Raw genomic sequence first — 13,177 nt, forward strand, 5'->3', positions numbered from 1 at the left:
AAAAACATCCTCCTTCCGCCGTTCCGCTGCCCGGTGCGCTGCTTTTTTCAGTCTGCATCCGGGCGCAGAAAAACCGGCCTGTTATTCCTCTAATAAAAGAGTACAACGGGCCGGTGAAAAAAGCTATTAACCTGAGGTTAGTATTTTTTGGCGAACAACTCTGCCAGCTGGGCACGCTTCGTGCGCACCCCGCCGCCAATGCCCAGCTTGGAATAAAGCTGGTTGGTGTACTGCTTCACCGTTCCTTCCGAAAGGAACATCTTGGCGGCGATCTCTTTGTTGGTGCAGCGGTCTGCAATAAGCCTTGCCAGCGTAAGCTCCCGCTCTGTCAGCCGGGCGGCAGCTTCGGGCAGGGCCTCGCTGTGGTTCAATGCCCGGCAGCGTTCCTCCTGCGCTGCACCCAGAGCAAGGATGCGCCGGACAGCATCGGAATGGGACCCTTCCTGTGCTGCTTCCAGCAGAGGTTTCAGATCCCGGAAATTTTCTGCAAAGGGCATGATAAAGCCGTCCGGGGCGGCCTGCGCCAGAGCCTGCTGGAGCAGGCTGAGGCCTTCGTCCTGTCGGCCCAGCCGGGCATAGGCTGCCGCCATTTGGATCCGCAGATGCAGGGCCACAAGGTCATAGTGAAGGGCTTCGCACAGGGTCAGCAGCCCCGGGCTGCGGCCCAGCACCCGGGCCCATTCTCCCTGTGCCAGATACACCTGATTTTCGATCAGCCCGATCATGGGTTTGCCGGGAGCGAGGGTGTTTACGGTATTCATGCGGTGGGCGGAGTACACCTCCGGGATGCTGCCTGTCTGCCCCCGCAGGGCGTAGTAATAGGCACAGATGGCGTTGAACAGATTGCGCCATGACATATTGTGCTGCCGGAGCATCTCTTCCCGCCGTACTTCCAGCGGGACCCGGGGCGTGTAGGGCCCGCAGAGGGACAGCCGCCACGCCAGAAAATCACAGCAGAGGGTCATGTTGGTTTGACCGTTGCCCTCGATCTGTGCATAGGCACGCTCCAACAGGATCTGCGCGTCGTCGAACCGCCCCTGCTGCAGATCTGCTTCTGCCCGCATGATGGTCTCCGCCCCCATGCCGTGCCCATTGGTGATCTTATAATAGTGGGGCATACATTCATCCATCTCTGCCAGTTCCCGGTCCAGCTGACCGGGCTGACGGTGGAACATCATCAGCACCGAGGGAGAACCGAAGGTCCACCCACCGCTGTTCTGGATGCTGATGGCTGGGTGGGACATCTGCGCACTGGCGCTGCGGTGCAGGCGGCTCATGGCAGAGATGTCGTTGTACATGAGAAAGCTCAGGATCAGGTCGCACTCTCCCAGAAAGCTGCCTTTTTCTTCCGGAGACCACTCCGGATGCTCTGCCACCGTGGTCAGCAGAAGCTGCTTCAGCTCCATCATTTTGGGAATCTGCCGCCAGTTGAACATACAGCGCATCAGCACCAGAATGGCAAAGGGGTGCCGCTTGAGCGTTTCCACCGGACAGCGCCCCAGCCGTTCCAGCAGCTCTGCCGGGTCAAGGGAGGACAGCAGGGACCCCGGCATCCCGTTCGATGACCTGCAGCGCTGCATCGTAGTCCTTGCACGCCTCGTAGGCGGTCAGGGCATGGAGATACTGCTGCTTTGCCTCATACCACGCCCCGTACCGTTCCCGGCAGGCATCCTGCTTTTCCGGAGCCAGCCGGGCAAACAGCCGCACGGCACACTCCTTGAGCATGTGATGGAACCGGAAGGTCTTTCCGTCCGGCAGTCGGGTCACAAAGGCGTTCTGCTCGGTCAGGGTCAGCAGAATCTCCTCTGCGTCCGGCATTTCGGTCACGACCCGTGCCATTTCCACCGTGAACTCATCCGCAAGCCCCATTATGGCAAGGAACTCCCGCTTTTGGGACGGCAGGTTTTCCAGCATCGCCGCCGTGAACATGGAGTAGATATCGGCATCCTCGCTCAACAGGATGCCCCGCTCGGCTAAGGAGTGCAGATTCAGGTATATGGCAGAAAACCACCCCTCACAGGAGCGCAGAAGGCTTTCCTCCTGTGCCTCGGTCAGGTCCATGCCACAGCGGTGGGCGTAGTGGGCAAGCTCGGTATGGTTGAGCCGCAGCTGCTCCCTGCCAATGCGGTGCAGACGGTGCCCCAGCCGGAGGATCTCTTCCTTGGGCAGGAAGTTGTTCCGGCTTGCCACGATCAGGTGGATGTTCGCCGGCAGGCGGTTTGCCAGCCCGCACAGGAACTTTGCCGCTTTTTCGTCTTTTAACAGGTGGAAATCATCCAGAAACAGGTAGCAGGGCGTGTCTCCTGCCAGCACAGCGCACAGATCATCCATCAACTGGGCGGCGCTGCTGGCATCTTCGGGGTATTCGCAGCCCGCCAGTGCTGCCAGCCCTGCTGCCGCAAAGGCGTTCTGAACACTTTTCCAGAAGATGAAGCGATTGTCGGAATAGATATTCACCCGCAGGATGACGGCCGCTTCCGTCTGCCTGCGCTGGTTCAAAAACCAGTTGACCGCCGTGGTCTTGCCGTAGCCCATAGGAGCCACCACCGCCGTCAGTGCGCTGACCGAAACAGGACGCAGGGTCTCCTGTACCCGCTCCGAAATATAGATCGCGTTCAAGTCCGTTTTCCGCATCGTTTTTGCTCCTTCTCACCATCCGGAGGAACTGTGATTCACTGCATCAAGTATAACATAACTGCAGAAAAGCTGCATTCTGTTTTTCTTTGACGGATCATGCCGCATCCAGCAGCTCTTCGGGGTCTTCGATCGCTTCCTCGATCACCTCTTCCTCCGGCGTGGGCTCGTCCCCAGCGTCGAACCATCCGATCAGGCTGCGGATCGTGTCACGGATAAAGAGCAGATCGTTGTCCAGATCGGCATCGGCATTCATCAGTTGCTGGACCATTTCGGGTTTGTCCGTGATAATGTCGTCTACGCCAAGGCTCACCAGATCGCTGGCGTCTTCCTGACGGTTGACCGTCCATGCAGAGATGGTTTTGCCGCGCAGGTGGATCTGCTGGACCATGCCGGGGGTGATGAAGGTGGATTCCACGCTAAAAAAGTCTGCGGCGGGCAGGTCATAATAGCTGCCCACGCCCAAAGCAAGGATATAGCCGGTCTGGATCTCCGGGGCAAGCTCCTTGACCTTGCAAAGGGTATCGTAGCTTTGCGAGGTGATCACGCAGTCATGCTCAAAGCCTTTTTCATAGATGATCCGGACGGTCTCTGCCTCCAGCTCAGGTGTGGCCGCATTGGGCTTTATCTCGATGTTCAGCTGGATCCTGCCTTTGCACTGGTCCAGAACTTCTTCCAGCGTGGGGACCCGGGTGCCGGTGTATTTCTTGCCGAACCAGCGCCCGGCGTCCAGTCTCCGCACTTCATCATAAGTCAGGTCATAAATGTTTTCGTTTCGGCCGGCACAGCGGCGCAGGTTGGCGTCGTGCGTCACCATCACAATACCGTCCTTTGTCATCTGAACGTCCAGCTCAGCGCGCTCACAGCCGTGGTCAATGGCAAGCTGGAAGGCGGGCAGGGTGTTTTCCGGTGCGGCGGCGGAATAGCCGCGGTGTGCCGTAACGATCGGCACAGTGCCGCCCAGCATGGAGCGCAGCGCATCGTCCTCCGGCAGAACAAAGTAGCAGGCAGCAAGCACGAAGGTGAGCAAAGTGGCACCGGCAATGGCGGCGGTCAGAAGCAACCTGCCATTGGAGCGGCAGGGTCTGCGGTCCGGGTTTGCCTCCGCTTCAAACGATAAGCTGCCCCGCAGGCGGTCATAGAGCGCGGTAATAACCGTGCACTGTGCAAGGGTGATGGTGCAGTCGATGAGAAACTGGAAGAAGGGAAGTTCAATGTTCAGCGCGGCACGGGACAGTGCAAACATGGCCTGCGTGCTCTGCATCCCGATGCCGATGATAATGCCGTACAGCGGCAGCGCGATGGCGGCAGTCAGCAGCAGAGAACGCAGCAGGGCCGAAACATTCCACCGCAGCAGCAGAAGAAATGTGCGGAGAATGCGCGTGCGGACATAGCCGACGCTTTCACGAACCGATTGCCACAGGCTTTTGTGCTCCAGAAGGAACAGCGGCAGCACCAGGACCCAGCTGATCAGGAGAACCAGAAGTGCGGCGCAGAGGGCCAGATAAAGCAGGTGATACCGGCTGTTGGCACGAATGACGCCCATGATATATTCCGGTACTGCAAGCTGAGTGATATAATTCACGGCAAGGAAAAAATTGGTGAAAGGGATCAGCGTGGCGCTGTAGATCAGAATGAGCCAGTTCTGCGGTAGAAAGGCATGACAGGCGTCCAGCAGGGAGGTGCACAGCAGTGCAGGCAGGCGAATGCTCTCGCCCTTGCGGGCAAGGTCCAGTCCATGCAGCAGGACGGAACATTCAAACAGCGACCAGAAGGCCGTCAGAACGGCGATGAGAACGATGCAGCCGATAATGGCAGGAGAGGTAAAAATATCCGAAGCATTGCTGTTGCTCAAATAGTGCATGGGAGCGAACCGCAGCGTCAGGGACCAGACCTGCTGCATCAGGGAAACGAACAACAGGTTCGTGGCAAGCTTGCAGAGGATGAGAATGGAGAAAAGTGCAGCTTCGGCGCGGTGCATCAGGGAAAAGACAGAGCGCCGCAGGACAGAATAGGTCTGATTTGCAGTACGGAACGAAATGAACAGATCTTTCAATTTAGCAGAACCTTCTTCTTATAATTTGCAGGACAGCCGGTCGCAGAGCGTTGGAACGGGCTGTCCTGTGAAAATTTTTTACATGATCGGCAGAAGCAGACCGGAAAACAGCAGACATCCTGCGCCGTGCAGCCTGGTGCTGCTGCCGGAAAAAACAAAGCATCCGGCTGAGCCGGCCGGAAAAACCCTGCAAATATAATATAAATATAGTGTAACATATCTTTCTTTAAAATAAAATGCGGCAGAGACAAACGAAATCAACAAAAATGCAGGAAAAAATTTGGCAGGCACCGTACATGGCCCGGAACTGTAGAAGAAGGAGACTCTGGCAGAGGAACGCAGAATCGTTAAAAAATTATAGAACGGGGTGTGACGGATGTTGATTTGCATGGACTTTTATAGAAGCTCTTGCATTTTTATGGAAAATTCAGTATAATAAAACCAATTTTGAAAGCTCACACAGACAACCAGGAGGTCTTACCATGGCTTCAAAGATCAATAAGGGAGAAATCCTCGCCAAGTTTTTCGATGACGGGGAATACACTGCGCTGTTTGCTGATGGTGCAGTGAGCGCTGCCTGCGGCTATGCTGCAGGTCAGCAGGCTTACGCTGTTTATCAGAATGGCGAAGCTGTTACCGTAAAGGATGTTGAAAAGAACATCAAGGTTCTGGAAATGGCAGCACAGACTGGCTGCCCGGTCGTCACCTTCTATAACTCTGTTGGCGCAAAGCTGGCTGAGGGTCTGGACGTGCTGACCGCCAGTGCAAAGCTGAATGCGCAGATCGCAAAGGTTTCCGGCGTGATCGCGCAGGTGGCTGTTGTTCTGGGTGTCTGCGGCGGCACCAGCGCACTGAGCGCAGCCAATGCAGATGTCTGCATCATGGTTGAGGGCGCAGAGCTGTTCTTCACCGCTCCGTTCACCTCTGCCGCCAAGGGCGACAAGGTGGCCGATGCCGGTACCGCAGCCGCCGCTGCAAAGGCTGGCGTGGCTGCTATCGTGGAGTCCACTGCTGCGGAAGCTGCCGAGAAGGCTGCTCACATCGTGGGTCTGCTGCCGGCCAACAACCTGACCGGCCCTGCGATCTTTGAGTTCGAGCAGCCCACTGCTGCTCTGGCTGCTGGTGCAGAGCCTGCAAAGGCTGCTGCCGCTGTGGTCGATAAGGACAGCGCCGTGGAGCTGTATGCAGGCTTTGGTAAGTCTGTCTATACCGCATTTGCAACCGTGGGCGGCAACGCTGTGGGCGTTGTGGCCACCGGCAAGAACCTGTGCCACAACTGCGTAGCCAAGGCTTCCCGTTTTGTGCGCCTGTGCGATGCTTTCAGCGTGCCGGTGATCACCATTGTGGATACCGAGGGCTTCGTGCCCAGCGCTACCGACGACATTGCAGGCGGCATCCGTGAGGCTGCCCGTCTGGCTGCCACCTATGCCGACGCTACCACTGCAAAGGTGGCTGTGCTGGCAGGCAAGGCTGTGGGCCCTGTCTACACTGCACTGGCCGCTGCTGATCTGCGCATTGCTGTGACCGGCTGCACTGTCAGCGCGCTGGAGCCCAGTGCTGCTGTCAGCGTACTGTACAAGGAAGAAATCGATGCTTCCGACAACATCATTGCAGCCACCAACGCAAAGGCTGCTGCCTACACCGCTGAGGTGTGCAGCGCAGCAAATGCGATTGCCTGCGGTGCTGCTGACCTGACCTGCGACGCAGCGAATGTCCGTGCAAGCGTGGTTGCTGCACTGGAGCTGCTGAGCACCAAGCGTGCTGCCCGCCTGCCCAAGAAGCACGGCAACATGGCTCTGTAATCGTCTGTATAAATCTTTAGATACGATTTTGATTTGGAGGATCCTTCCATGAAGTACTACAATATTACCGTCAATGGCGTTGCTTACAGCGTCTCCGTGGAGGAGACTGCCGCTGGTGCTGCTCCGGTTGCTGCTGCAGCTCCTGCCGCACCCGCTGCTCCTAAGGCTGCTCCGGCTCCCGCCGCTGCACCCAAGGCTGCCGCAGGCGCTGCCGGTGCTGTTGCCGTCAAGGCTCCCATGCCCGGCAACATTCTGGATGTCAAGGTCAAGGCCGGTGCATCCGTCAAGGCCGGCGATGTGCTGGTGATCCTGGAGGCTATGAAGATGGAGAACGAGATCGTTGCTCCGCAGGATGGCACTGTGGCTTCCATCAACGTCAACAAGGGCGACACCGTCAACTCCGGTGACGTTCTGGTTTCCATGAACTAAGGGAGAGGTGACAATCATGGCCAAAAAGCCGATCAAGGTTACCGAGGTCGTCCTGCGCGATGCCCACCAGTCTCTGCTGGCAACCCGCATGACCATGGATGAGATGCGTCCCATCCTGCCGGAAATGGATAAGATCAACTACTTCTCTGTGGAGTGCTGGGGTGGCGCTACGTTCGACAGCTGCATCCGCTTCCTGGACGAAGATCCCTGGGACCGCCTGCGCATCCTGCGCAAGGAACTGCCTCACCAGAAGCTGCAGATGCTGTTCCGCGGCCAGAACATGCTGGGCTATCGTCCCTACGCAGATGATGCCGTTGAGTACTTTGTGCAGAAGTCTGTTGCAAACGGCATCGATGTCATCCGCATCTTTGATGCACTGAACGATCCGCGCAACCTGCAGACTGCTATCAAGGCAGCCAACAAGGAAGGCGCTCATGTGCAGGGCTGCATCAGCTACACCCTGAGCCCCGTGCACAACAACGAGTACTTTGCAGCCTACGCCAAGACTCTGGAGGAGATGGGTGCAAACTCCATCTGCATCAAGGATATGGCCGGTCTGCTGACTCCCTATACCTGCTACGATCTGGTCAAGAAGCTGAAGGAGACCGTCAGCATCCCTGTTGACATCCACAGCCACTACACCGCAGGTCTGGCTTCCATGTCCATCCTGAAGGGCATCGAGGCAGGTGCCGACATCATCGATACCGCCATGAGCCCCCTGAGTCTGGGCACCAGCCACATGCCCACCGAGAGTCTGGTCGCTGCCCTGCAGGGTACCGATTATGACACCGGTCTGGATCTGAAGCAGCTGAACGTTGTCCGCGCATACTTTGCAAAGCTGCGCGAAAAGTACATCGCCAACGGCCAGATCAGCCCCAAGAGTCTGGGCGTTGATGCCAACACCCTGCTGTATCAGGTGCCGGGCGGCATGTTCTCCAACATGCTCAAGCAGCTGAAGGATGCCGGCAAGGAAGACAAGCTGGATGAAGTGCTGGCTGAGATCCCCCGTGTCCGCGAGGATGCAGGCTATCCGCCGCTGGTCACTCCCACCAGCCAGATCGTTGGTACGCAGGCTGTGTTCAATGTTATCCTTGGTGAGCGCTACAAGATGGTCACCAAGGAGTTCAAGGGTCTGGTCCATGGCGACTACGGCAAGACTCCCGCTCCCATCAAGCCGGAGTTCACCAAGAAGATTCTGGGCGACGAGCAGCCCATTACCTGCCGCTTTGCCGATACGCTTGCTCCCGAAATGGACAAGCTGAAGGCGGAAGCTGCCAAGTGGGCAACGCAGGAAGAGGACGTGCTGACCTACGCAATGTTCCCGCAGGTGGCACCCAAGTTCTTCGACAAGCGCAATGCCAAGAAGCAGGGCGTTGATGGCGATCATGTGGACTACGCAAATCAGTCTCACCCCGTCTAAGTAACGGTATTTTAAGGGCTTCCCGCTGTGAGCGGGAGGCCCTTTTTGCATAGCAGGGCGGTGGGCAGGAGATGACATGGGTCGTATAAACCGGAAGAAAATGTTTTTGCAAAAATCTGCCCCAAAAGGCAATGAACGCATTGACTTGAAAACATCCCCAATCTATAATGGATAAAAATGGATGTGCGCGGCATTCGGGTATTGCCACAAAAGAAGGAGGGAACCCCTATGAGAAAAGTTACTGCCCAGCGCCTTGCGGAATTTACGGAGCGGGACTATGTGCTGACCTTTGGCGTTGGAAAAAGGGAGTTTGACCGGATGTTGGCAGCACTGGAAGACGCTTATCGTAGGGAGCATAAGCGTAAGCCGCGCTTTACCAAGATCACCATGCTGGATAAGCTGGTGCTGACCCTGATCTACCGTCATGAATACCGCAGCATGGACAGCATTGCTGCAGAATACGAGGTCTCCCGCGATACCATTGAAGTGAATGTTCATTGGGTGGAGCAGACCCTGCTGAACGCAGATCTGATCCAGAAAAGCGTTACCTGTGTGTACAAAACCAACTGAAACAGCCTCCGGCACAGAATCCAAAGATTTTGTGCCGGAGCTTTTTTACTTATTGGCGTTCATTGCGGGCATTTTGGCCGGAATGCACAACAGTGCACCTTGAATTTTGGGCCGAAGAATAGTAAAATGAAGCTATATGTATCGTAACATGGGCTTGTGCACCCAAAGGCGGATACATATACCGGAATCTGTATGCAAAAACATTGAAAAACAGAAAATAGGAGAACGTTATGATCTTAAGCATGACCGGCTTTGGCCGTGGGACTGCTGTGCGCAATGGTCGTGAGATCACGGTGGAACTGCGCAGCGTCAATTCTCGCTACTTTGAGTATTCTTCGCGCATCCCGCGCACCTGCAGCTATCTGGACAGCCGACTGAAAAAGCAGCTCAACGAACGCATCACCCGCGGCAAGGTGGAGCTGAGCATGACGGTACAGAATGTAGATGCCGCAGATACCGTGGTTGCGGTCAACATGGAACTGGCCCGCAGCTATCAGCAGGCCATGCGGGATATCTCCGAGCAGCTGGGCATCAAAAATGATATCTCTGCCGGGGTGATCACCCGTTTCCCAGATGTGCTCACCACCCGCCATGCGGATGTGGACGAGGAACAGCTGTGGGAGGATGTGTCTGCCGTTACGGCACAGGCGCTGGACCGCTTTGTGGAAATGCGCGCCGCCGAGGGTGCCAAGATGAAGGCCGATGTGGAGAACCGCCTGAATTTTCTGGAGGAATGCGTCGGCAAAGTGGAGACCCTGAGCGCGGGCCGTGTGGAGGCTTACACCACCCGCCTGTATGAAAAGCTCAAGGTCATTCTGGAAGACCGCGATATCGATGATGCCCGCGTGCTGACCGAAGCCGCCATCTTTGGCGACAAGACTGCTGTGGACGAGGAGACCGTCCGCCTGCGCAGTCATATCGCACAGTACCGGGACATTCTGGCCCTGAACGAGCCGGTGGGCCGCAAGCTGGACTTCCTGACGCAGGAACTGAACCGGGAGACCAATACCATTGGTTCCAAGTGTCAGGATCTGGACATCACCCGCATCGTGGTGGACATGAAGGCCGAGATCGAAAAGATCCGTGAACAGATCCAGAATCTGGAATGATGCAGTAAGATCCGGAGGAATTTATGAAGCTGATCAACATCGGGTTTGGCAATATGGTCAGTGCGGGCCGCGTGGTGGCTGTCGTCAGCCCGGACTCGGCCCCGGTCAAGCGTCTGATCAAGGAAGCGCGGGAGCGCGGGATGCTGATCGATGCATCCTATGGCCGCAGCACCCGTGCGGTGCTGATCATGGATTCCGATCACGTGGTGCTCTCGGCGCTCCAGCCGGAAACGGTGGCCAACCGCGCGGCAGGGCAGGAGAGCAGAATGACAGCAGAGGAGGAACCGTCCCATGGCGAATGATAAATATCTGTTTGTAGTTTCTGGTGCAGCAGGCACCGGCAAGGACAGCGTGGTGAAGGCACTGCGCGAAGCACACCCGGAGATCGAAAAGACCGTCTCCGCCACCACCCGCGCACCGCGTCCCGGTGAGCAGGAGGGCGTGGACTATTATTACCGCACCCGGGAGCAGTTCCAGCAGCTGATCGAGAACGATCAGGTGGTGGAGCACAACTTCTACAACGGCAACTACTATGGTACCCTGCGCGAAGAGGTGGACAAGCGTCTGGCAGCCCGGAAGGTGGTCGTTCTGGTCATTGATGTGCACGGCGCAGCGAATATCCGCCGCATGTTCCCCGGCGCGACCACCGTGTTCCTGCTGCCGCCCTCGGTGGAGGAGCTGGAACGCCGTCTGCGCGGCCGCGGCACCGAGACCGAGGACAGTATTCAGGAACGTCTTGCTACGGCCCGGCAGGAGCTGGCCCAGCAGGATAAATTTACCCTGAAGCTGGTCAACGACCGGGTCGATACCTGCGCCGATGCACTGTATGAGGCGATCTGCCGCCGCATCGGAAGCGCAGAATAATATTTGAAGGAGCTGGACGAATGCCCAAAACGGTAGGCGTTGCCGTCAGCAATGCGACCTTCCACTTTGATAAGCTGTATACCTACGCGGTCATGCCGGACCAGCAGGACACCGTAAAGCTGGGCAGCATGGTGCTGGTGCCCTTTGGCCGGGGCAGCCGCGCCCGCATGGGTGTGGTGCTGGCCTGTGATGCCGAACCGGAAAGTGCAAAGCTGAAATATCTTTTCGACGTGGCCCCGGCTTCGGCCTGCCTGACGCCGGAGCTGCTGCGTCTGGTGCACTTTCTGAAGGAACGCACCTTCTGCACCTATTATGAAGCGGTCAAGGCGGTCATTCCCTATGGTGCACAGTACAAGCCCGCTGTGGCGGCAGACGGTGTGACGCCGGTGCTGCAAAAGCAGCTCACCCGCCACACAGAGAACAGCTATAAGCTGGTGGGGGCTTTGCAGCAAAAGCCCAAGCCCACGGCCAAGCAGCTGGCGGCAGTGGCATTGCTGGGCGGCGGGCCCCGCACCCTGAACGAGCTGGAGGACAAGGGCATCAGCCGTGCTGTGCTGGATAATCTGTGCGCCAAAGGCGTGTTGGAATGCAGCAAGGTGAACAAGTCCATCGACCTGTATTCGTCCATTCCGCTCAAAAACGAGCCCATCTGCCTGACGGCAGAACAGCAGGCGGCTTACGATGCCCTGCTGCCAAAGCTGGAGGATGATGCGCCCCACTCGGCATTGCTGTACGGTGTGACCGGCAGCGGCAAAACGCTTGTATTTTTAAAGCTGATCGCACACTGTCTGGAACAGGGCCGGAAAGCGCTGGTGCTGGTGCCGGAGATCAGCCTGACGCCGCAGATGATCCTGCGGCTCAAGAGCCAGTTTGGCCGCCGGGTGGCGGTGCAGCACTCTGCCCTCAACCACACGGAACGTCTGCTGCAGTGGCAGATGATCCAGGACGGCGGTGCCGATATTGTGGTGGGCACCCGCAGTGCCATCTTTTCGCCGCTGGAAAACATCGGGCTCATCATCATCGATGAAGAGCAGGAGCACACCTACCGCTCGGAATCCGCGCCCCGCTATTCTGCCCACGAGGTGGCCCGGCAGCGCGCGGCGGAGAACGGTGCATTGCTGCTGCTGGCCAGCGCCACCCCCAGCACCGAGAGCTTTTATGCGGCCCAGCACGGCCGCACCCAGCTGGTGCGGCTCACTCAGCGCTACGGCGGTAACCCGCTGCCGAAGGTGCAGATCGTGGACATGCGCGCCGAGCTGGCATCGGGCAACCCCCGGGAATCAGCCTTGCCATGGAGGACGCTATCCGCCGCAATCTGGACGCAGGCAAGCAGACTATTTTGCTGCTGAACCGCCGGGGCTACCAGACCATGGCCCAGTGCGAGGACTGCCGCGAGGTGCTCAAGTGCCAAAAGTGCAGCGTGCCCATGGTGTACCATAAATCGGCGCATAAGGTATTGTGCCACTACTGCGGCAGCCAGATGGAACCGCCCACCGTCTGCCCCACCTGCGGCGGCAAGCTGCAGTATCGGGGGTTCGGCACCCAGAAAGCGGAGGAAGAGCTTGCAAAGCTCTTCCCGGATGCACGGGTGCTGCGGATGGATCAGGATTCCACCGCTGCCAAGGACGCCCACGAAAAGCTGCTGGCAAAATTTGCAGATCACGAATACGACATCATGGTGGGCACCCAGATGGTGGCCAAGGGACTGGATTTTGAGGACGTGACCCTTGTGGGCGTGCTGGGTATCGATTCACTGCTGTTTGCGCAGGGCTTCCGTGCCTACGAAAACGTGTTCAGCCTCATCACACAGGTGGTAGGCCGCAGCGGCCGAGCGAAAGACCCGGGCTTTGCCATCATCCAGACCACCGACCCCGACAACCCCGTCCTCAACCTCGCCGCCGCGCAGGACTACGACGCCTTCTTCGAGCAGGAAATTGCATATCGCAAGCTGGGCCTCTACCCGCCCTTCTGCGGGCTGTGCGTCATCGGCTTTGCAGGTGCAAAGGAGATCGAGACGGCAAGGGCCGCAGCGCGCTTTGCGGCTCTTTTGGGCCAGCAGGCAGCAAAACAGCCGGATCTGCCCCTGCGGGTGCTGGGGCCGACCCCCGGCAGCATTGAGAAGATCAACGACACTTATCGCTATAAGCTTACCATCAAGTGCCGCAACGACCGCCGCTTCCGCGACCTCGTGCGCAGCGCACTGGAATTGTATGAACAGGAAAAACTTCCGTCCAAGGCCACCGTTGCGGTGGATCTGCATTCGGACGGAGATATCTGATTAGGAGGTACCATA

At 57.7% G+C, this 13,177-nt stretch carries 12 protein-coding genes; 9 read left to right on the top strand and 3 right to left on the bottom strand.

Translation table 11 applies throughout. The annotated features are described in order from the left end of the window. Positions 1-137: 137 nt before the first annotated feature. The 3 genes from ACKXF7_RS11550 to ACKXF7_RS11560 all read right to left on the bottom strand — a co-directional run bounded on the left by ACKXF7_RS11550 (position 138) and on the right by ACKXF7_RS11560 (position 4,690). Entirely contained in the window at positions 138-1,553 is a 1,416-nt protein-coding gene (locus ACKXF7_RS11550; protein WP_423741358.1) for a helix-turn-helix transcriptional regulator, read from the bottom strand. Continuing rightward, the gene (locus ACKXF7_RS11555) at positions 1,525-2,634 is read right to left on the bottom strand and encodes a hypothetical protein (protein WP_423741359.1); all 1,110 of its coding nucleotides are present in this window, start codon (positions 2,632-2,634) and stop codon (positions 1,525-1,527) included. Before ACKXF7_RS11555 ends, ACKXF7_RS11550 begins: the two co-directional genes overlap by 29 nt. 97 nt (positions 2,635-2,731) lie before the next feature. After that, a complete protein-coding gene (locus ACKXF7_RS11560) occupies positions 2,732-4,690 on the bottom strand; it encodes a glycerophosphodiester phosphodiesterase family protein (protein WP_423741360.1) in 1,959 nt (652 codons plus the stop codon). Positions 4,691-5,172: 482 nt separating this feature from the next. On the opposite strand from ACKXF7_RS11560, the gene ACKXF7_RS11565 reads away from it, so the two are divergent. The 9 genes from ACKXF7_RS11565 (at position 5,173) to priA (ending at position 13,162) form a co-directional block, all read left to right on the top strand. Continuing rightward, positions 5,173-6,492 carry a carboxyl transferase domain-containing protein gene (locus ACKXF7_RS11565; RefSeq protein ID WP_423741361.1) on the top strand — a complete coding sequence of 440 codons (1,320 nt, stop codon included), beginning with the start codon at positions 5,173-5,175 and terminating at the stop codon, positions 6,490-6,492. A 48-nt stretch (positions 6,493-6,540) separates the two neighbouring features. Next, positions 6,541-6,921, top strand: a complete 381-nt coding sequence (locus ACKXF7_RS11570) for a biotin/lipoyl-containing protein (protein WP_005940233.1) — start codon at positions 6,541-6,543, stop codon at positions 6,919-6,921. Positions 6,922-6,937: 16 nt separating this feature from the next. Beyond that, positions 6,938-8,341: an oxaloacetate decarboxylase subunit alpha gene (locus ACKXF7_RS11575; protein ID WP_249236700.1), complete on the top strand. Its 1,404-nt coding sequence runs from the start codon at positions 6,938-6,940 to the stop codon at positions 8,339-8,341. 228 nt (positions 8,342-8,569) lie between these two features. Further along, the gene (locus ACKXF7_RS11580) at positions 8,570-8,911 is read left to right on the top strand and encodes a transposase family protein (protein WP_249236699.1); all 342 of its coding nucleotides are present in this window, start codon (positions 8,570-8,572) and stop codon (positions 8,909-8,911) included. A gap of 230 nt (positions 8,912-9,141) precedes the next feature. After that, positions 9,142-10,020, top strand: a complete 879-nt coding sequence (locus ACKXF7_RS11585) for a YicC/YloC family endoribonuclease (RefSeq protein WP_423741362.1) — start codon at positions 9,142-9,144, stop codon at positions 10,018-10,020. 23 nt (positions 10,021-10,043) lie between these two features. Next, positions 10,044-10,322: an extracellular matrix/biofilm regulator RemA gene (gene remA, locus ACKXF7_RS11590; RefSeq protein ID WP_423741363.1), complete on the top strand. Its 279-nt coding sequence runs from the start codon at positions 10,044-10,046 to the stop codon at positions 10,320-10,322. Continuing rightward, positions 10,312-10,884: a guanylate kinase gene (gene gmk, locus ACKXF7_RS11595; protein WP_418266053.1), complete on the top strand. Its 573-nt coding sequence runs from the start codon at positions 10,312-10,314 to the stop codon at positions 10,882-10,884. Before remA ends, gmk begins: the two co-directional genes overlap by 11 nt. Before the next feature lie 20 nt (positions 10,885-10,904). Continuing rightward, positions 10,905-12,233 (top strand): DEAD/DEAH box helicase, encoded by a 1,329-nt coding sequence (locus ACKXF7_RS11600; protein WP_423741364.1) that lies wholly within the window; start codon positions 10,905-10,907, stop codon positions 12,231-12,233. Then, on the top strand, positions 12,176-13,162 hold the full coding sequence (gene priA / locus ACKXF7_RS11605) for a replication restart helicase PriA (RefSeq protein WP_423741365.1): 987 nt from the start codon (positions 12,176-12,178) through the stop codon (positions 13,160-13,162). The genes ACKXF7_RS11600 and priA overlap by 58 nt, the downstream gene beginning before the upstream one ends. The last annotated feature ends 15 nt before the right edge of the window (positions 13,163-13,177 follow it).

It is taken from the genome of Faecalibacterium sp. 7, assembly GCF_049562865.1.
GTDB classification, from domain to species: Bacteria; Bacillota; Clostridia; order Oscillospirales; family Ruminococcaceae; genus Faecalibacterium; species Faecalibacterium wellingii.